The 17,131-nt window shown below is 74.1% G+C and carries 11 protein-coding genes; 7 read left to right on the top strand and 4 right to left on the bottom strand.

All coding sequences use genetic code 11. From position 1 onward, the window contains the following. The first annotated feature begins 94 nt into the window (after positions 1-94). Together ctaD and ctaF are read left to right on the top strand one after the other, a co-directional pair. Positions 95-1,759: an aa3-type cytochrome oxidase subunit I gene (ctaD, locus tag LMU33_RS30160; RefSeq protein WP_228623792.1), complete on the top strand. Its 1,665-nt coding sequence runs from the start codon at positions 95-97 to the stop codon at positions 1,757-1,759. Further along, entirely contained in the window at positions 1,756-2,139 is a 384-nt protein-coding gene (gene ctaF, locus LMU33_RS30155; protein ID WP_228623791.1) for an aa3-type cytochrome oxidase subunit IV, read from the top strand. The genes ctaD and ctaF overlap by 4 nt, the downstream gene beginning before the upstream one ends. Here the strand turns inward: ctaF and qcrB are convergent. The 3 genes from qcrB to LMU33_RS30140 form a co-directional block, all read right to left on the bottom strand. Further along, positions 2,075-3,568: a cytochrome bc1 complex cytochrome b subunit gene (qcrB, locus tag LMU33_RS30150; RefSeq protein ID WP_228623790.1), complete on the bottom strand. Its 1,494-nt coding sequence runs from the start codon at positions 3,566-3,568 to the stop codon at positions 2,075-2,077. The genes ctaF and qcrB overlap by 65 nt on opposite strands. After that, the gene (locus tag LMU33_RS30145; RefSeq protein WP_228623789.1) at positions 3,565-3,840 is read right to left on the bottom strand and encodes a hypothetical protein; all 276 of its coding nucleotides are present in this window, start codon (positions 3,838-3,840) and stop codon (positions 3,565-3,567) included. The genes qcrB and LMU33_RS30145 overlap by 4 nt, the downstream gene beginning before the upstream one ends. Positions 3,841-4,468: 628 nt before the next feature. After that, positions 4,469-6,928 (bottom strand): SpoIIE family protein phosphatase, encoded by a 2,460-nt coding sequence (locus LMU33_RS30140; protein ID WP_228623788.1) that lies wholly within the window; start codon positions 6,926-6,928, stop codon positions 4,469-4,471. A gap of 198 nt (positions 6,929-7,126) precedes the next feature. On the opposite strand from LMU33_RS30140, the gene lanKC reads away from it, so the two are divergent. The 4 genes from lanKC to LMU33_RS30120 all read left to right on the top strand — a co-directional run bounded on the left by lanKC (position 7,127) and on the right by LMU33_RS30120 (position 13,992). Then, positions 7,127-9,739 carry a class III lanthionine synthetase LanKC gene (lanKC, locus tag LMU33_RS30135; protein ID WP_228623787.1) on the top strand — a complete coding sequence of 871 codons (2,613 nt, stop codon included), beginning with the start codon at positions 7,127-7,129 and terminating at the stop codon, positions 9,737-9,739. 36 nt (positions 9,740-9,775) lie between these two features. Next, the gene (locus LMU33_RS30130; RefSeq protein WP_228623786.1) at positions 9,776-9,889 is read left to right on the top strand and encodes a SapB/AmfS family lanthipeptide; all 114 of its coding nucleotides are present in this window, start codon (positions 9,776-9,778) and stop codon (positions 9,887-9,889) included. Between the two features lie 392 nt (positions 9,890-10,281). Continuing rightward, positions 10,282-12,030, top strand: coding sequence for an ABC transporter ATP-binding protein (locus tag LMU33_RS30125; protein ID WP_228623785.1), 1,749 nt, complete (start codon positions 10,282-10,284; stop codon positions 12,028-12,030). A gap of 147 nt (positions 12,031-12,177) precedes the next feature. Further along, positions 12,178-13,992, top strand: a complete 1,815-nt coding sequence (locus tag LMU33_RS30120) for an ATP-binding cassette domain-containing protein (protein WP_249814458.1) — start codon at positions 12,178-12,180, stop codon at positions 13,990-13,992. Here LMU33_RS30120 and LMU33_RS30115 read toward each other — a convergent pair. Further along, a complete protein-coding gene (locus LMU33_RS30115) occupies positions 13,922-14,530 on the bottom strand; it encodes a response regulator transcription factor (protein WP_228623783.1) in 609 nt (202 codons plus the stop codon). The genes LMU33_RS30120 and LMU33_RS30115 overlap by 71 nt on opposite strands. A 389-nt stretch (positions 14,531-14,919) precedes the next feature. On the opposite strand from LMU33_RS30115, the gene LMU33_RS30110 reads away from it, so the two are divergent. Beyond that, positions 14,920-17,061 carry a SpoIIE family protein phosphatase gene (locus tag LMU33_RS30110; RefSeq protein WP_372478080.1) on the top strand — a complete coding sequence of 714 codons (2,142 nt, stop codon included), beginning with the start codon at positions 14,920-14,922 and terminating at the stop codon, positions 17,059-17,061. The last annotated feature ends 70 nt before the right edge of the window (positions 17,062-17,131 follow it).

The raw sequence follows: 17,131 nt of genomic DNA, 5'->3' as shown, positions 1-17,131 counted from the left end.
AGCGGCGGATACGACCCCGGCGGTGAGGGCGTGGCGCACGGGAGGCCGCAGGTCACGGGGAGTAGCGTCATCCGGGATGACAGAACTACCGGAAATGTCGGACACTCACGAGGTCGTCGCGCGGTACACGGCGCCCGCCCCGCGTCCCGGCCGGTCCCTGCTGCGCTGGGCCTCCACCGCCGACCACAAGGTGATCGGCCGCCTCTACATGGTCACGGCGTTCTGCTTCTTCCTGCTCGCGGGGCTGCTCGCCCTCGGAATGCGCGCGGAACTCGCCCGGCCGGGTCTGCAGTTCCTGAGCGAGCACGGCTACAACCAGTTCTTCACGGTCCACGGCACGATCATGATGCTGCTGTTCGCGACCCCGATGTTCGCCGGGTTCGCCAACGCCATCATGCCGCTGCAGATCGGCTCGCCGGACCTGGCCTTCCCGCGGCTGAACGCGCTGTCGTACTGGATGTTCCTGTTCGGCGGCCTGATGGTGGTCTCCGGCTTTCTGGTGCCCGGCGGGGCGGCGGCGTTCGGCTGGTTCGCCTACGCACCGCTGAACAGCGCCTACTTCTCACCGGGCGCGGGCGGCGACCTGTGGGCGATGGGCCTGGTGGTCTCGGGTGTGTCGACGACGCTGACCGCGGTGAACTTCATCGCCACGATCCTGTCCCTGCGGGCGCCGGGCATGACGATGTTCCGGATGCCGATCTTCACCTGGAACGTGCTGTTCACCTCGATCCTGATCCTGCCGGCGTTCCCGGTGCTCGCGGCGGCGTTGCTGGCGCTGGAGGCGGACCGCAAGTTCGGGGCGCAGGTCTTCGACGCGGCCGACGGGGGCGCGCTGTTGTGGCAGCACCTGTTCTGGTTCTTCGGGCATCCGGAGGTCTACATCGTGGCGCTGCCGTTCTTCGGGATCGTCTCGGAGATCATCCCGGTGTTCTCCCGCAAGCCGCTGTTCGGCTATCTGCCGATGATCGGGGCCACGATCGCGATCACCATGCTGTCGGCGGTGGTGTGGGCGCACCACATGTTCGCCACCGGCGCGGTCCTGCTGCCGTTCTTCTCCATCATGTCGTTCCTGATCGCGGTGCCGACGGGCATCAAGTTCTTCGCGTGGATCGGCACGATGACGCACGGCTCGCTGTCGTTCGAGACCCCGATGCTGTGGTCGATGGGCTTTCTGGTGTCGTTCCTCCTCGGCGGGCTGAGCGGCGTGCTGATCGCCTCCCCGCCGCTGGACTTCCATCTGACCGACACCTACTTCATCGTGGCGCATCTGCACTATGTGCTGTTCGGTACGGTGGTGTTCGCGATGTTCGCCGGCTTCTACTTCTGGTGGCCGAAGTTCACGGGCAGGATGCTGGACGAGCGGCTGGGCAAGCTGCACTTCTGGCTGCTGTTCCCGGCGTTCCAGCTGACCTTCCTGGTGCAGCACTGGCTCGGCGAGGCCGGCATGCCCCGCCGGTACGCGGACTATCTGCCCGAGGACGGCTTCACACTGCTCAACAGCCTGTCGTCGGCGGGCGCGTTCCTGCTGGGCGTCTCCACCCTGCCGTTCCTCTACAACGTGTGGCGCACCGCCACCAAGGGCCGGAAGGTCACCGTGGACGACCCGTGGGGATGGGGGCGCGGCCTGGAGTGGGCGACATCCTGCCCGCCGCCCCGGCACAACTTCGTGGCGCTGCCCCGGATCCGGTCCGAGTCCCCTGCCTTCGACCTGCACCACCCGGAGATCGAGAGTCCGGCCGGAGAGGAGCTGGCCCGATGAAGGCGGAGGCGATGCTGTTCGGCGGGGTCGCGGCGTTCTTCGGCGGGTCCGCGGCGCTGTACGGGATCTGGTCGCAGGACGAGACGGGCACGGTCGCGCTGGTCGTCGCGTGCGCGATGGCGGGACTGGTCGCGTTCTTCTGCCTGATCCAGTACCGGCGCCGGGGGACGCGGGCCCAGGACCGCACCGAGGCGGAAGTGGCGGACGGGACCGGGCCGGTGGCCTTCTTCCCCGACGAGTCCCTGTGGCCGATCGTCACCGCGCTGGGCTTCGCGCTGACGGCGACCGGCGTGGTCTACGGACTGTGGCTGTTCCTCATCGGCCTGGGCGTTCTGGCGCGCGGGGTGTTCGGGATGGTGTTCCAGTACGCGCACCGGTGAGCGGTCTGCGCGGGGCTCCGGGCCGGAACGTCTCCGCGGGCTCGTGATCGGTCTCGTAACCGCCGGTGACGCTCTGCCGGATCTCGCCCGTGGGCACGCCCTCGGCCAGCCGCTCGTTCTCGGCCGCCGTCAGGGCCCGGCACAGCCACCGGGCGACCAGGAAGGCGAGGACCGGGGCCACGACGAAGGCGACGCGCAGCACCCAGGTGATGGCGTTGACGGAGACGTGGAAGGTCTGTGCGATGACGTCGTTGCCGCCGGCCAGCAGCAGCACGCCGTACCAGACCGTGCCCGCCACGCCGAGGCCCGTGCGCACCGGCCGCTCGCGGGGCCGGTCGCACAGGTGCCGCTCGGCCCACCACTCCCCCGTCAGCCGCTGCTCGACGAACGGATAGGCGTACAGCACGGCGAACAGCAGGCCGGGCAGGACGACCGCCGGGAGGAGGACGTTCCACATGAGAGTGTGCCCGGCGAAGTCCGTCTCCCACGCCGGGACCAGCCGCAGCGCACCCTCCAGGAAGCCGACGTACCAGTCGGGCTGGGAGGCGGTGGAGACCTGGTCGGGGCGGTAGGGGCCGTAGTTCCAGACCGGGTTGATCTGGGCGATGCCCGCCAGCAGCACCAGGACGCCCGCGACGATGACGGCCAGGCCACCGGAGGAGCCGGTGAACTGCGGGAAGAACGGCTTGCCGACGGCGTTGCCCTGCGTGCGGCCCGGCCCGCGCCACTGCGTGTGCTTGAGGTGGACGACGAGGATCAGGTGCACGGCGACCAGGGCGATGAGCAGGCCCGGCAGCAGCAGGATGTGCAGCGGATACAGGCGGGTGATGATGTCGTGGCCCGGGTACTGCCCGCCGAAGACGAAGAACGCCACGTACGTCCCCACGACCGGGATCGAGAGCATGATGCCCTGCGCGATGCGCAGTCCGGTGCCGGAGAGCAGGTCGTCGGGGAGCGAGTAGCCGGCGAAGCCCTCGGCGAGGGAGACCGCGAACAGGGTCACCCCGATCGTCCAGTTCAGCTCGCGCGGCCGGCGGAAGGCGCCGGTGAAGAAGATCCGCAGCAGGTGCGCGCCGATCGCGGCGACGAAGACCAGCGCGGCCCAGTGGTGGGTCTGCCGCATCAGCAGTCCGCCGCGCACGTCGAAGCTGATGTACAGGGTGGAGTCGAAGGCGGCCGACATGCGCACTCCCTGCAGCGGCACATAGGAGCCCGCGTAGACGACCTCGCGCATCTCCGGCTGGAAGAACAGGGTGAGCCAGACCCCCGTCACGATCAGCACCAGCAGGCTGTACAGGGCGAGTTCGCCGAGCAGGAAGGACCAGTGGTCGGGGAACGCCTTGCGCAGCAGCGGCCCGCCCTCCAGGACGGGCAGCCGGGAGTCCGCTGCGTCGACGAGCCGCTCGGCGCGGCAGCCGGCACGGTTCATGCGTCCTCGGACTCCGCCGCCGCGCGGGCCACCTCGGCCTCCACCTCGGGCCGTGGCCGGCCCGTCTCCCTCGCGAACTCGCTCAGCGCGGTCTGGACGTCCCGGGCCAGGTCACGCCAGGCACGCAGGGCGGTCTCGTACGTGCCCGACTGGGCGCCGGTCATCCGCCGCTCGGCCGGCGGGCCGTAGGCGTCCCGCAGTTCCTCGACCGTGGCGTGGGCCGCGTCGGCCGCGCGCTGCTTCTGCACGAGTTCGTCGAAGGTGTGTGCCACACCAATCGACCCTAGGCACCCCTCCCCGGATGCGCCTCCCCAAGCCTCACCGACCTGCACGAAACGCACCCGTGTGGCGGTCAGCCCCGGGCACACCGGCGAGCTGAGAGTGCGGCACGCACGGCACTGGCGGGCGGTGAGCCAGGGGTGCGACGGGGCCTGCCGGCCGCGGGTACGGCACCGACGGGGGCTGCCGGCCGCGGGTACGGCACCGACGGGCGGCGAGCCGCAGGTACGGCACCGACAGGGGATGCCGGCCGCGGGTACGGCACTGACCGGGGGCGGTGAGCCGGAGATGCGTCAACTGGTGGAGGCGGGGTCAGCTGCGGCCGTCAGGCGCCGCAGGCGGCGGTGGTCGGTCCCGGCCATCAGCCACCACAGGCACGGCCGGCCCCGGCCATCAGCCACCACACGCGGGGGCTGGTTGGTCCTGACAGTCAGCCACCGCAAGGGGCGGTCCCATCGTCAGGCGCCACAGGCACGGCCAGCCCAAGCCGTCAGGCGCCTCACACGGGGCCGGCCCAGGCCATCAGTCACCACAGGCACGGCCGGCCCCGGCCGTCAGGCGCCGCAGGCGGGAGCCGGTCCTGGCGTCATCGGGCGTCGCACGCCGGGCCGGTCCAGGCCGTCAGCCGCCGGGGACGAGGTCCGCCCATACCTGTTTGCCGCCGCTGACCGGGACCGTGCCCCAGGCCACCGACACCGCCTCCACCAGGAGGATGCCGCGGCCGCCGGTGGCCTCCCAGCCGATGCTGGTGGGCTTGACGGGGCTGCGCGGCGAGGCGTCGGCGACGGCGAGCCGCAGGCGGTGGTTGACCAGGCTGAGGTCGAGACGGACCTGGCCGTCGGTGTGCACGAGCGCGTTGGTGACGAGTTCGGAGACCACCAGCAGGGCCGCGTCCAGGGTGTCCTGCGAGACGCCCCACACCCGCAGGGTGCGCCGGGTGAAACGGCGGGCGTGCCGGACCGCCTCCGGCACCCGCCACACCGTCCAGCTCTCCCGCAGCGGGCGTACGGCCATGCCGTCGTAGCGCATCAGCAGCAGGGCGACGTCGTCGCCGCGGTGGGCGCCGGTGAGCAGGGCGTCGGCGACCAGGCCGAGGTGGGTGGGGTCGGCTGCGGCCAGCTGGGCGGCGAGCCGGTCCATGCCGGCGTCGATGTCGGCGCCCGGCGACTCCACCAGGCCGTCGGTGGTCAGCGCGATGACCGTGCCGGGCAGCAGCCGCAGCGGGGTCATCGGGAAGTCGGCCTGACCGAGCACGCCGAGCGGGGGCCCGCCCTCGGCCCGGAGGATGTCGGCGGTGCCGTCCGGGTGGCGCAGTACGGGCTGGAGGTGACCGGCGCGCACGCACCACCCGGTGCCCTCCTCCACGTCGACGTCGACGTAGGCACAGGTGGCGAAGAGGTCGGTCTCCATGTCCAGGAGGAGCCGGTTGGCGAGCGAGACGACCACGTCGGGCGTGTGTCCCTCGGCGGCGTAGGCACGCAGCGCCGTGCGCATCTGGCCCATCAGGGTGGCGGCGCCCGCGTTGTGGCCCTGGACGTCCCCGATGACGAGGGCGACGTGGTTGTCCGCCAGCGGGATCACGTCGTACCAGTCGCCGCCGACCTCCAGTCCGGCGGTGGTGGGCAGGTACCGGGCGACCGCGACCGCGCCGGGCAGCCGGGGCAGCCGGCGCGGCAGCAGGGTGCGCTGGAGCATGCCGACGAGTTCGTGCTCGGCGTCGAAGGCGTGGGCGCGCAGCAGCGCCTGCCCGGCGAGGCCCGCGCAGGCGGTGAGCAGGGCCCGTTCGTCGGGGCTGAAGCGGTGCGGCCGGTCCCAGCCGATCAGGCAGGCACCGGCCATGCGGCCGCCGGCGGGCAGGGGCAGCACCGCGAGTCCCCCGGGGCCGACCTCGGCGAGGGCGGGTTCGAGCGGACTGCCGGCGGGCCAGATCCGGGAGCGGCCCTCGCGCAGCGCGGCGGCCAGGGTGGGCATGGCGCGCACCGGTGCGTCGGGCCACTCGGTGCGCCATTCGCTGCGCCACACCTCGGGCCAGGCCTCGGGTTCGGGCGGGTCGAGGACGGTGACGACGAGCCGGTCGTTCTCCAGTTCGGCGAGCGCGATCCGGTCGGCCCGCAGCGGCCCGCGCAGGGCGGCGACGACGGCGTCGCCGACGTCCTTGACGGTGGTGGCGGTGGCGAGGGAGGCGGCCAGGCGCTGCACCCGGGCCACGTCGGTGACATCGGAGCGCAGGGTGGAGGCGTCGGCGACGGTGCCGACGAGCCGGGCGGAGCGGCCCTCGTCGCCGGGCAGCAGCCGGCCGCGCAGCCGCAGCCACTTGGGCGGGCCGGAGGGCTGCAGGATGCGGAACTCCAGCTCGCGGTCGCCGATGGACATGTGGTCGGCCTCGACCACGGACATCAGCGCGGGCAGGTCCTCGGGCACGGTGAGCGCCAGCAGGGTCTCGACCCGGCCGTCGAAGGCGTCCCGGGCGAGTCCGAACAGCCGCAGGATCTCGTCGCCGACCTCGACCCGGCCGCTGTCCATGGCCAGGCTGAAGGCGTTGGGCGCAAGCTCGCCGGCGTCACCGGGGGGCGCGTGCGGGCGGGGTACGGCGATGGCGCGGGCGACCAGCTCCAGGCAGGTCCGGTCGTCGGTGCCGAAGCCGCCGGGGTGCTCGCTGATCGCCAGCAGACAGCCGCCGCCCGCCGGGCCGAGCGGCAGGACGGCCATGGAGAAGTCCGGGGACGGGGTGCGCCTCGCCTCGGACCAGCCGGCGAGCTGCTCGGGCCCGAGCCAGAGCGCGTGTCCGCTGCGATGGGCCTCGGCGACCGGGGAACCGCCGGCGGCCGGATAGCCGTCGCGGAGCCCGTACAGGGTGCGCGGCAGACCCGCCGACTCGGCGAGGCGCAGCTGGGCCGGATCGTCACCGGGCGTGTAGACCCCCGCGAAGGCGGCCGCGGCGAACACCAGCGCCTGTTCGAGGACCCGGCGGAGGCGGTCGGGCGTGGCGGGCGCCGCGGTGAGCGTGTCCAGGGCGGCTTCGGCACGCTCCGTTCTCGTTCTGCTGACCGCAGCGCCCTCGCTCCTCACCACGTTCGCCATTACAGCGCGTGTGAGGCTCCCGCGCAGCCCCTGTGAAAGGTCGGGGCGCAAGGGCGGGGCCCGGTTCGCTCGAAAGTTCGCCGAACACATCTTGACCCGTGCGTTCCGCACGGTGACCTCGTGACAGCTGTGACTGTCCGCGACCGTCCGGCTCCTGCGAGTGTCGTCTGGCGGCCACAGGACGAGGGACGGAGGCGCATGGACAAGCGGTACGAGGTGTACGCGCTCGCCGACGGACACTTCTACGACACGCCCGACCGGCTCGCGGGGGCGGCCGGTGAGCCGGCGCCGCTGTTCGCGACGGCGCGTCGCACCGTCCCGGAGGGCTGGCACGCGGCGCGCTCCGGCGACTGGCTGACGCTGACCCCGGTCGGCTCGGACGGCGCACCGCTGCCGTCGCCGGCGCAGGGCTGGAAGATCCATTCCTCGGCGACGGCCGCGAACGCGGAACGGATCGCGGAGATCGTGTGGGACTACTGCGTGCCGCGCCGCATCCCGTTCAAGTTCGTGCCGGGTCCGCACCTGCTGCACCTGCGCAACGCCAAGTACGCGGGCCGCGACACCAGCGGCAAGTTCGTCACCGTATATCCCGCTGACGAGGAGCAGCTGCACCGGAGTCTGCGGGAACTGGGCGCGCTGCTGGAGGGTTTCGAGGGGCCGTACATCCTCACCGACCTGCGCTGGTACGACGGTCCGCTCTACGTCCGCTACGGCGCCTTCGCCCGCCGCTACGTCGTCGACGAGCGCGGCTCGCTGGTCCCGGCGGTGGCCGACGGCGCCGGCCGTCTCGTGCCGGACCGGCGGGCGCCGTCCTTCCAGGTGCCCGAGTGGGTGGGCCTGCCGGAGTTCCTGCGGCCGCATCTCGACGCCCGCAACACCACGACGGTCGGCGAGCTGCCGTACCGCATCGACAAGGCGCTGCACTTCTCCAACGGCGGCGGGGTGTACGCAGGCACCGACACGCGGGACGGGCGCCGGGTGGTGCTGAAGGAGGCCCGGCCGCACGCGGGGCTCGCCGCCGACGGAGCGGACGCGGTGGCCCGGCTGGAGCGGGAGAGGGCGGCGCTGGAACGGGTCGCCGGGACCGGTGTGGTACCCGAGGTGCGGGACTGGTTCACGCTCGGCGAGCACCGGTTCCTCGTCATGGACCACCTGGCGGGCCGCCCGCTCAACTCCTTCTTCGCCGAGCGGCATCCGCTGCTCACTCCCGACCCCGACCCGGCCGCCATCGCCGCGTACACGGCGTGGGCGCTGCGGATCAACGCGGCGGTGGAGCGGGCGGTGGCAGCGGTGCACGCGCGCGGGCTGGCCTTCAACGACCTGCACGTCTTCAACATCATGGTGTCCGAGGACGAACGGTCGGTGTATCTCATCGACTTCGAGGCCGCCGCCCCCGCCGAGGAGAACGCCCGGCAGACCGTCGCCCACCCCGGCTTCTTCGCCCCGCCGGACCGCCGCGGCACGGACGTCGACCGCTATGCGCTGGCCTGTCTGCGGCTCGCCCTGTTCCTGCCGGTGACCACGCTGTTCGTGGTGGACCGCGGCAAGGCGGCGCATCTCGCGGAGGTGATCGCCGAGCAGTTCCCCAACGTGCCGCGCGCCTTCCTGGACGAGGCGGTCGCGGAGATCACCCGGGATCCGGCGGGCGGACGGCGCACCCGGCCGGCCCCGCCGGTGGTGCCCGGCGACTGGCCCTACAGCCGGGACTCGATGGTGAAGGCGATCCTCGCCTCCGCCACCCCGGAACGCGACGACCGGCTCTTCCCCGGTGACATCGCCCAGTTCGCGGACGGCGGCGGCCTCGGCCTCGCGCACGGCGCGGCCGGGGTGCTGTACGCGCTGCAGGCATCCGGGGCCGGCCGGTACGACGAGGGCGAGCGCTGGCTGCTGGACCACACGGCCCCGCCACCGCCCGGCACCCCGCTCGGCCTGTACGACGGCCTCGCGGGCGTCGCCCTCGTCCTCGACCGACTCGGCCACCGGCAGCGGGCGTTGGACCTGCTGGACGGCATCCTGCGGGAGAACTGGCGCAGCCTCGCCTCCGACCTGCACGGCGGACTCGCCGGGCTCGGCCTGGTCCTCGGCCGCCTCGCCGACACGACGGGCGAGCCGGCCCTGCGGCAACACGCCGCAGAGGCCGCCGACATTCTCGTACGACGACTCGCCGAACCGGTCCCGGACGGCCCGCGCCGGCGCGCCGGGCTGCTGCGCGGCGCGAGCGGACCCGCGCTGTTCCTCCTCAGGCGGTACGAGGAGACCGGCGAGGAGGGTTGCCTGAGCGCGGCGGGCGAGGCGCTGCGCCGCGACCTGGACTGCTGTGTGACCCAGGAGGCGGGCGGCGGCCTGGAGGTGGACGAGGGCTGGCGGACGCTGCCCTACCTCGGCGACGGCAGCGCGGGCATCGGCCTGGTCGTCGACGACTTCCTGGCCCACGCGGACAGCGCGGAGTTCGAGCGCGCCCGGTCCGGCATCCTCACCGCCGCCACCTCCCGCTTCTACGCCCAGCCCGGCCTCTTCCAGGGCCGCGCCGGAATGATCCTGCACCTCGCCCGCAGCACCGCACCGGGAGCCGGTCGTGACCGGCTGGAGCAGCAGATCGCGGGGCTGGGCTGGTTCGCGATGGACTACCAGGGCCAACTGGCCTTCCCGGGGCACCAGATGATGCGGCTCTCCATGGACCTCGCCACCGGTACGGCAGGCTGCCTGCTGGCGCTCGCCGCGGCCCGCGACGGCGCCGGCACCGCACACCTGCCCTTCCTTCCGCCGCCACCGGCGGCCCGCACACGCGGCTCCGCACCGACGGAGCCGTGACACAACCCCGTCCCCAATCAGGGAAAGGACACCGTCATGGCACTGCTGGACCTGCAGACCCTCGAGTCCGAGGAGCACACCCACAACGGCGCGAGCACCGCGAGCCTGCTCTCCTGTGTCTCCGCGGCGAGCGTTCTCCTCTGCCTCTGACCGGGCGGTGAGTCCGCGGCTCCGGACGGTTCTCTCCCCCGTGGGAGGGGCCGTCCGGAGCCTCTGCGACCGGAAGGGACGACCGAGGCCCCGGCGCGAGGAACCACCCGGAACCTCCCCCGGCCGCGAATCGCCATCCGAACCCCGCCGACCACCGTCCGGGAGCCACCACCCAAAAGCCCGACACCCCCGCGCCCGCGGGCAGCCGTCCGCAAAGCCCGGCAGCCTCCGCCGCCGCTTCACTGTCCACAACCCCGGCAGCCGCCGTCGGCGAGCCGCCCTGCCGGCACCGGCAACCGCTGCGAGCCGAGACCGTCCGAAGTCTCCCCCAGGCGGCGGCCGTCCGCCCGGGAGCCCTGCCGTATCGTCCGATCTCAGCGAGGCCTAAGCCCATGAACTCCCGCTCCGGCAGCGCCACTTCCGCGGCCGGCCGTGCGCTGTCACGCGCGGTGCTGCGGCAGGGCGGTGCCCGCTGTGCCGCGCTCTGCGCCGTGAGCACGACCGCCACCGCGGCGGGCCTGCTGCTGCCCGCCCTGCTCGGCCACACCCTGGACCTGCTGCTGGTCCACGCCCCGGCCGGCCGCTGGCTCGGCTGCTGTGCCGGTGTCGTCCTGCTGCTCGCCCTGCTGGACGGCTGCGCGGGTGTGCTCACCGGCACCGCCGACGCGCACGCCACCGCGTGGCTGCGCCGCCGGCTCACCGGGCACGTCCTGGCTCTCGGCCCGCGCGCGACGGCCCGGTTCGGTGCCGGGGACCTGGTGGCACGGCTGGTCGGCAACGCCGCACAGGCCGGGACCGCGCCGGGCGCGCTGGCTGCGCTGCTCGCCGCGGTCGCCGGGCCCGTCGGGGGCGTGGTGGCGCTCGGCCTCATCGACCCGTGGCTGGCCGCCGTCTTCCTCGCCGGGGCGCCGGTCCTGGCCCTGCTGTTGCGCGCCTTCGCCCGGGACACATCGGCGTGCGTGGCCGAGTACCAGCGGGTGCAGGGCCGGATCGCCGGCGCCCTGGCGGAGGCGGTCGGCGGTGTCCGTACGATCCGGGCCGCGGGCGCCGAGGCGCGCGAGACGGCCCGGATCCTGGCGCCCCTGCCCGAACTGTCCCGCGCCGGGCAGCGCATGTGGCGGGTGCAGGGGCGGGCCGCCGCGCGTGCGGTCACCGTGGCCCCGCTGCTGAACCTGGGCGTACTGGCGGTGGCCGGGCTGCTGCTGGCCCGGCACCGCCTGTCCGTCGGCGAGATGCTGGCCGCCTCCCGGTACGCGGTGCTTGCCACGGGCGTCGGCGCCCTGGTCGGTCAACTGGCCTCGCTCGCGCGGGCCCGCGCGGCGACCGGCCGGCTCGCCGAGGTGTGCGCCGAGCCCGCCCCCGGACACGGCACCCGCCGCCTCCCGCCGGGCAACGGGCGGCTGGAGCTGCGGGCGGTGACCGCGCGCCGGGGCGGACGAACCGTCCTGGACCGCGTCGACCTGACCGTCCCGGGCGGCACCACCCTGGCGGTCGTCGGCCGCTCCGGCGCCGGCAAGTCCCTGCTCGCGGAGGTGGCCGGCCGGCTCGCCGACCCCGACACGGGCGAGGTCCTCCTCGACGGCGTCCCACTGCCCGACCTCGCCCACGGCGAGCTGCGCGGTGCCGTCGCCTACGCCTTCGAGCGCCCCGCCCTGCTGGGCACCACCGTCGAGGACACGGTCGCCTTCGGACTCACGGCGGCCACCCCGGCCGCCGTCCGCTCGGCCGCCCGGCGCGCCCACGCCGACGACTTCGTACGACGCCTCCCCGACGGCTACGCCACCCGCATCGCCGACGCGCCCCGCTCGGGCGGCGAGTGCCAACGCCTCGGCCTCGCCCGTGCGTTCGCCCACGGCGGCCGCCTGCTCGTCCTCGACGACGCCCTGTCCAGCCTCGACACGGTCACCGAACACCACATCACCCGGACACTGCTGGCCCCCGACCCGGACCGCACCCGCCTCCTGATCGCCCACCGCGCCTCGACGGCGGCCCGCGCGGACCGCGTCGCCTGGCTGGACGCCGGCCGGGTCAAGGCCGTCGGGACACACCGGGAGCTGTGGCAGGAGGCGGAGTACCGGGCGGTGTTCGGGGACGGCGAGGAGGAGATCCGGGACGAGCCCGGGACGGGAGGGCGGGGCTGATGGCGGTGCCGGTGCGGGGCCGCCGGGTTTGCCGTACTGGACGGTGGCCGGGACCGAGTCGGGGCCGACGGCCGTTCGGAGCGAGCGGCGGCCCGTGCCGGACCGCCGCCGGAAGTCGAGGTGACAGGCGTGCGTGACGGAATCCCGATGCGCGGGCCGGTCCACGGGCACCCGCAGCGTGTGCGCAGTCGGGCGTACCGGTTTCTGCGGGCGCGATGGCCGGTGCTGGTCCGGCTCGGCGCGTGGTCGGTGCTGGAGGCCGGGCAGACCTTCGTCGTCGGATACGCCCTCGCACGGGCGCTGGACGCAGGGTTCCTGGCCGGGAACGCGCGGGCCGGCCTGCTGTGGCTGGGTGCCGCGGGGCTCGCCGTGGGTGCCGGGGCGTACGGGACCGGCCGGGTGTACGGCGTGGTCGCGGCGCTGGTCGAGCCCGCCCGGGACCGGCTGGTCACGGCGGTGGTGGCGCGCGGGGTGCGGGAGGCGGACCCGGGTGCGCTGTCCGGGCTCACCCAGCAGGTGGAGATCGCCCGGGACACGCTCGCCGGTGTGGTGATGGTGTCGCGTTCGTTCCTGTTCACGTCCGCCGGCGCCTTGATCGGCCTGTTCTCGCTGGCCCCGCTGCTGCTGGCGGTCGTCCTGCCGCCGCTGCTCGCCGGGGTGGCCCTGTTCGCCGCGACGCTCGGCCCGCTGGCCCGCCGTCAGGAGGCGTTCCTGGCCGCCGACGAGGCACTGGCGCAGTCGCTGGGCGAGATCTGCCCGGGACTGCGGGACGTCACGGCGGCCGGAGCGGAGGAGCGGGTCGCCGGCACCGTCGGCGAGCGCACGGCAGCGGAACTGCGGGCCGCCCGCGCTCTCGCCCACTGGAGCCTGGCCCGCGTGGCCGCCCTGACGGTGGGCGGCGAGCTCCCCGGGGTACTGCTGCTGCTCACGGCCCCCTGGCTGCTCGACCACGGCGTCACCCCGGGCGCCCTGGTGGGCGCGCTCGCCTACGTCACCCAGTCGCTGCTCCCCGCGCTCGACAACCTGGTCCACGGCCTGGGCACGAGCGGTTCTCGGCTCACCGTGGTTCTGCGCCGACTGACCGTCCGAGACCCTGAGGGGCGGGGGACCGTGTCCATCAGCGGCTCCGCCGGGGGGCTCGACCGGCCACGGACAACCCGCGGCCGCCCGGCGAGCGCACCTCCCCCTTCCTCATGCGCCCTCTCCGTCACCTCCCTCACCTTCGCCTACGGCCCCGCGAGCGCACCCGTGCTCCACGACCTCGACCTCACCCTTCCCACCGGCGCCCACCTGGCCGTCGTAGGTCCCAGCGGCATCGGCAAGTCAACGCTCACCGCACTGATCGCCGGCCTGCTCACCCCTGCGCACGGCACCATCCGCGCCTGCGCGGCCGTCCTCATTCCGCAGGAGGCCTACGTCCACACCGGCACCCTGTCCGAGAACCTGAGCCTCCACCGCTCCGACCCGGTTCCCGAACAGGAACTCCTCGCCGCCGCCGACGCCGTCGGGCTCACCCCCCTGCTGAGAAGACTGGGCGGACCCGACACCCCCGTCGAGCCGGCGGAGCTCTCCGCCGGTGAGCGGCAGCTCGTGGCGCTGACCCGCGCCTACCTCTCCCCCGCCCCGCTGGCCCTGCTGGACGAGGCGACCTGCCATCTCGACCCGGCGGCCGAGGCGCGCGCCGAGCGGGCCTTCGCGGCACGCCCGGGCGGCACACTGGTCGTCGTCGCCCACCGGATGAGCTCCGCGCGGCGCGCCGACCGGATCCTCGTCATGGACGGGGTGCGCGCCGCCTGCGGCACCCACGCGGAGTTGCTGCGGATCTCGCCGCTGTACCGGGACCTGGCCGGCCGCTGGACGGACCCGGCGCAACTGCCCAGCCGGTCGCCGCTCACACCCAGCCCTCCCCGCGCGATATCCGAATCGCGTCGATCCGGTTCCGCGCCCCGGTCTTGCGGGTGATCGACGCCATGTAGTTGCGGACCGTGCCGTGGGACAGATGCAGGTTGCCGGCGATCTCCGCGATGGACGCGCCGCCGGCCGCCAGGGACAGCACGCTCAGTTCGCGTCTGGTCAGCGGCATCTGGGCCGCCTTGAGGAAACCGAAGCCCAGCGAGTCGTCGACGAAACGTTCCATCTGGGCGACGGACCGGATGGCGCGCAGCAGCCGGTCCGGTGAGCCCGCCTTGTCCACGAAGCCGAGCGCGCCCGCCTCGGCGGCCCGCTTCAGCAGGCCCGGCCTGTTCGCCTGGGCCAGCACCACGAGCGCCGGCGGCCTGCCGCCGGTGCCGGGCGGGCACAGCTCGCCGAGCGGCGGCACCCCATGGCCGTCGGCGCAGTCGAGGTCGGCCGCGCAGACGTCGGGCCTTAAGGACCGTACCCGCGCGGCGGCTCCTCGCCACGGCGTGTCGTGGACGTCCAGTCCGGGTTCCCCTCGCAGCCATTCGGCCAGAACCGATCGCACCAGACACGCGTCCTGCACCAGAAGCACCCGGATCACTGCCCCGCCCCCTCGGATGGTCGTCGTACGTCCGTTCTTTCCGTTCCTCGTCGTCGCGCCGCCCGCGCGGTCGTGGTCCGCTCCTCCTGCCCCTCGCGGTCCGCCACGGTCCGTGCCGTGGCCCGGGCACGGCAAGCGCGTGCCCATTCTTGGGTGCCGGTACCGTTCGCGGGCGCGGAGATCTGGCCATCAGGGTGCGCGGGGGCGCACGTGAGGCGCCCGTACGCCGTCCGCGCTTCCGCTGGTCGGGCATGGGTGCGGCCGGACGGGGTACCGCGAGCCGTCTGCGCACGGGGGACCCCGGCGGGCGGCCGGGGTGCTCGCCGTGCGCGGTGCGCGCCCGCGAGGGAATCTTGTGCCCAGAATGCGCGACGCGGCCGGGCGAGGAGGTGGTCGCCGTGTCCGACGGGCCGGGACCGGCACCGGTGGCCGACGGGGCACCGACCGCCCACACCGTGATGTCGCTTGCGCTGGTCTCGATGATGCAGGAGGTGCACGCGCACTCCGGCGCCGTCTACCTGCTCAGGTCCAACCAGCCGGTCCTGGAGATGACGGTGATGGCGGGCATGCCCCGGGCGTTCGCGGCGCCGTGGGAGCGGGTCGGGCTGTCCGCGCCGATCCCGGTCGCCGACGCGGTGCGCGACCGGCGGCTGGTGTGGGTGGGCGGCGAGGAGCAGATGGCCCGCTGCTATCCGCGTATCGCGGTGGTGCTCCCGTACCCGTTCGCGCTGGCCGCGCTGCCCGTGGCGACCGAGCGGCAGGTGTACGGCGCGGTGTTCGTGACCTGGCCCGGGGCGCATCCGCCGGAGCTGTCCGACTGGGAGCGGGACCATCTGTGGGCGGCCTGCGAACGGCTGGCGCTGCGGCTGGAGCGGGCCGCGTGGGAGGACCGGACGCTCGACGACGAGGCCGACATGCTGACGGAGCCGGTGTCGGCCGTGGCGGACACGCTGGGCTCGGTGGAGGCGACGCGGATGGTGTCGCGGCTGCCGTACGGGCTGGTCTCGCTGGACCTGCACGGCCGGATCGGGTTCGTCAACGCGGCCGCCGCCGAGCTGCTCGGCAGACCGGCCGGGGAACTGCTGGGCACGCCGCTGTGGGGATCGGTGCCCTGGCTGAACGACCCGGTGTACGAGGACCGTTACCGCGGGGCGCTGCTCAGCCAGCGGGCGACGTCGTTCGTGGCACTGCGTCCGCCGGGCGAGTGGCTGTCGTTCCGGATGTATCCGAGCACGACCGGGCTGAGCGTGCGGATCAGCCGGGCCAGGGCGGTGGCGGAGATGGCGCGCGGCCCGGCGCGAAAGGACGCGCCGCCGCGGCTGGTGACGATCTCGCAGGTGCTGAGCTTCGCGGGCGCGCTGACCGAGGCGGTCGGAGTGCAGGACGTGGTCCAGCTGGTCTGGGACGAGGTGGCTCCGGCGGTCGGCAGCCAGGCGATGGTGGTCCTCGGTTCGCAGGGCGGGCGGCTGGACGTGCTGGGACATCGCGGGTACCCGGACCCGCGCACCGTGGAGAGGTTCCACGGGCTGCCGCTGACCGAGCGGACCCCGGGCACCCAGGTGCTGAACAGCGGGGTGCCCGCGTTCTTCGCCTCCCAGCAGGAGCTGGAACGGCTGTATCCGGGCCGGCCCGAGACCCAGGACGACTTCGCGGCCTGGGCGTATCTGCCGCTGATCGCGTCCGGGCGGCCGGTGGGCACGTGTGTGCTGGCGTATGCCGAGCCGCATGTCTTCCCGGCCGACGAGCGGGCCGTACTGACCTCCCTGGGCGGCCTGATCGCGCAGGCGCTGGAGCGGGCCAGGCTCTACGACGCCAAGCACCGGCTCGCGCACGGGCTCCAGCAGGCCCTGCTGCCGAACTCGCTGGCACCGCCGCCCGGCATCGAGGCGGCCGCGCGCTATCTGCCGGCCACCCACGGCATGGAGATCGGCGGAGACTTCTACGACCTGGTGCCGACGCTGCCGCTCACGGCCGCGGTGATCGGGGACGTGCAGGGGCACAACGTGACCGCGGCGGGCCTGATGGGGCAGATCCGCACCGGGGTGCGGGCCTACACCACGGTCGGTCAGGCCCCGCACGAGGTCATGAGCAGCACGAACCGGCTGCTGATCGACCTCGGCACCGAGCTGTTCGCCAGCTGCCTGTATCTGCGGCTGGACCCGGCGCGCGGGCAGGCCGTGATGGCGCGGGCGGGGCATCCGCCGCCGCTGCTGAGACGGCCGGACGGGCGGGTGCGGGTGCTGGACCTGGCCGGGGGCCCGCTGCTGGGGATCGACGCGTGCGCGGTGTATCCGACGACCGAGGTGTCTTTCGCGCCCGGCTCGGTGCTCGTCCTGTACACCGACGGCCTGGTGGAGGCGCCCGACGTCGACATCGAGGAGGCGCTGGTCGACCTCGGCGCGCTGCTGTCGGAGGCCGGCGACCAGCCGCTGGAGAGGCTGGCGGACGAGGTGGTCCAGCACACCGCGGCGACGCGGGCGCGGGTGGACGACGTGGCGGTGCTGTTGCTGCGCGCGTCCGACGACGCGTGACGGTCCGGCCCTCCCGCCGGAGGGCCGGACCGTCACCCCGCCGACCGGAACCGCGGGTGAGGCCGGCGGG

The sequence above is a fragment of the Streptomyces barringtoniae genome (assembly GCF_020819595.1).
GTDB classification, from domain to species: Bacteria; Actinomycetota; Actinomycetes; order Streptomycetales; family Streptomycetaceae; genus Streptomyces; species Streptomyces barringtoniae.
The sequence above is the reverse complement of the archived record's forward strand: the minus strand, read 5'-3'. Positions and strand labels throughout refer to the sequence as shown.

What these genes read in the sequence shown, in the direction of transcription:
- LMU33_RS30125 (WP_228623785.1), top strand. Translation starts at nt 10,282, where the DNA reads ATGAACTCCCGCTCCGGCAGCGCCACTTCCGCGGCCGGCCGTGCGCTG.
- qcrB (WP_228623790.1), bottom strand. Translation starts at nt 3,568, where the DNA reads ATGAACCGTGCCGGCTGCCGCGCCGAGCGGCTCGTCGACGCAGCGGAC.
- LMU33_RS30130 (WP_228623786.1), top strand. Translation starts at nt 9,776, where the DNA reads ATGGCACTGCTGGACCTGCAGACCCTCGAGTCCGAGGAGCACACCCAC.
- LMU33_RS30120 (WP_249814458.1), top strand. Translation starts at nt 12,178, where the DNA reads ATGCGCGGGCCGGTCCACGGGCACCCGCAGCGTGTGCGCAGTCGGGCG.
- ctaD (WP_228623792.1), top strand. Translation starts at nt 95, where the DNA reads ATGTCGGACACTCACGAGGTCGTCGCGCGGTACACGGCGCCCGCCCCG.
- lanKC (WP_228623787.1), top strand. Translation starts at nt 7,127, where the DNA reads ATGGACAAGCGGTACGAGGTGTACGCGCTCGCCGACGGACACTTCTAC.
- LMU33_RS30140 (WP_228623788.1), bottom strand. Translation starts at nt 6,928, where the DNA reads ATGGCGAACGTGGTGAGGAGCGAGGGCGCTGCGGTCAGCAGAACGAGA.
- ctaF (WP_228623791.1), top strand. Translation starts at nt 1,756, where the DNA reads ATGAAGGCGGAGGCGATGCTGTTCGGCGGGGTCGCGGCGTTCTTCGGC.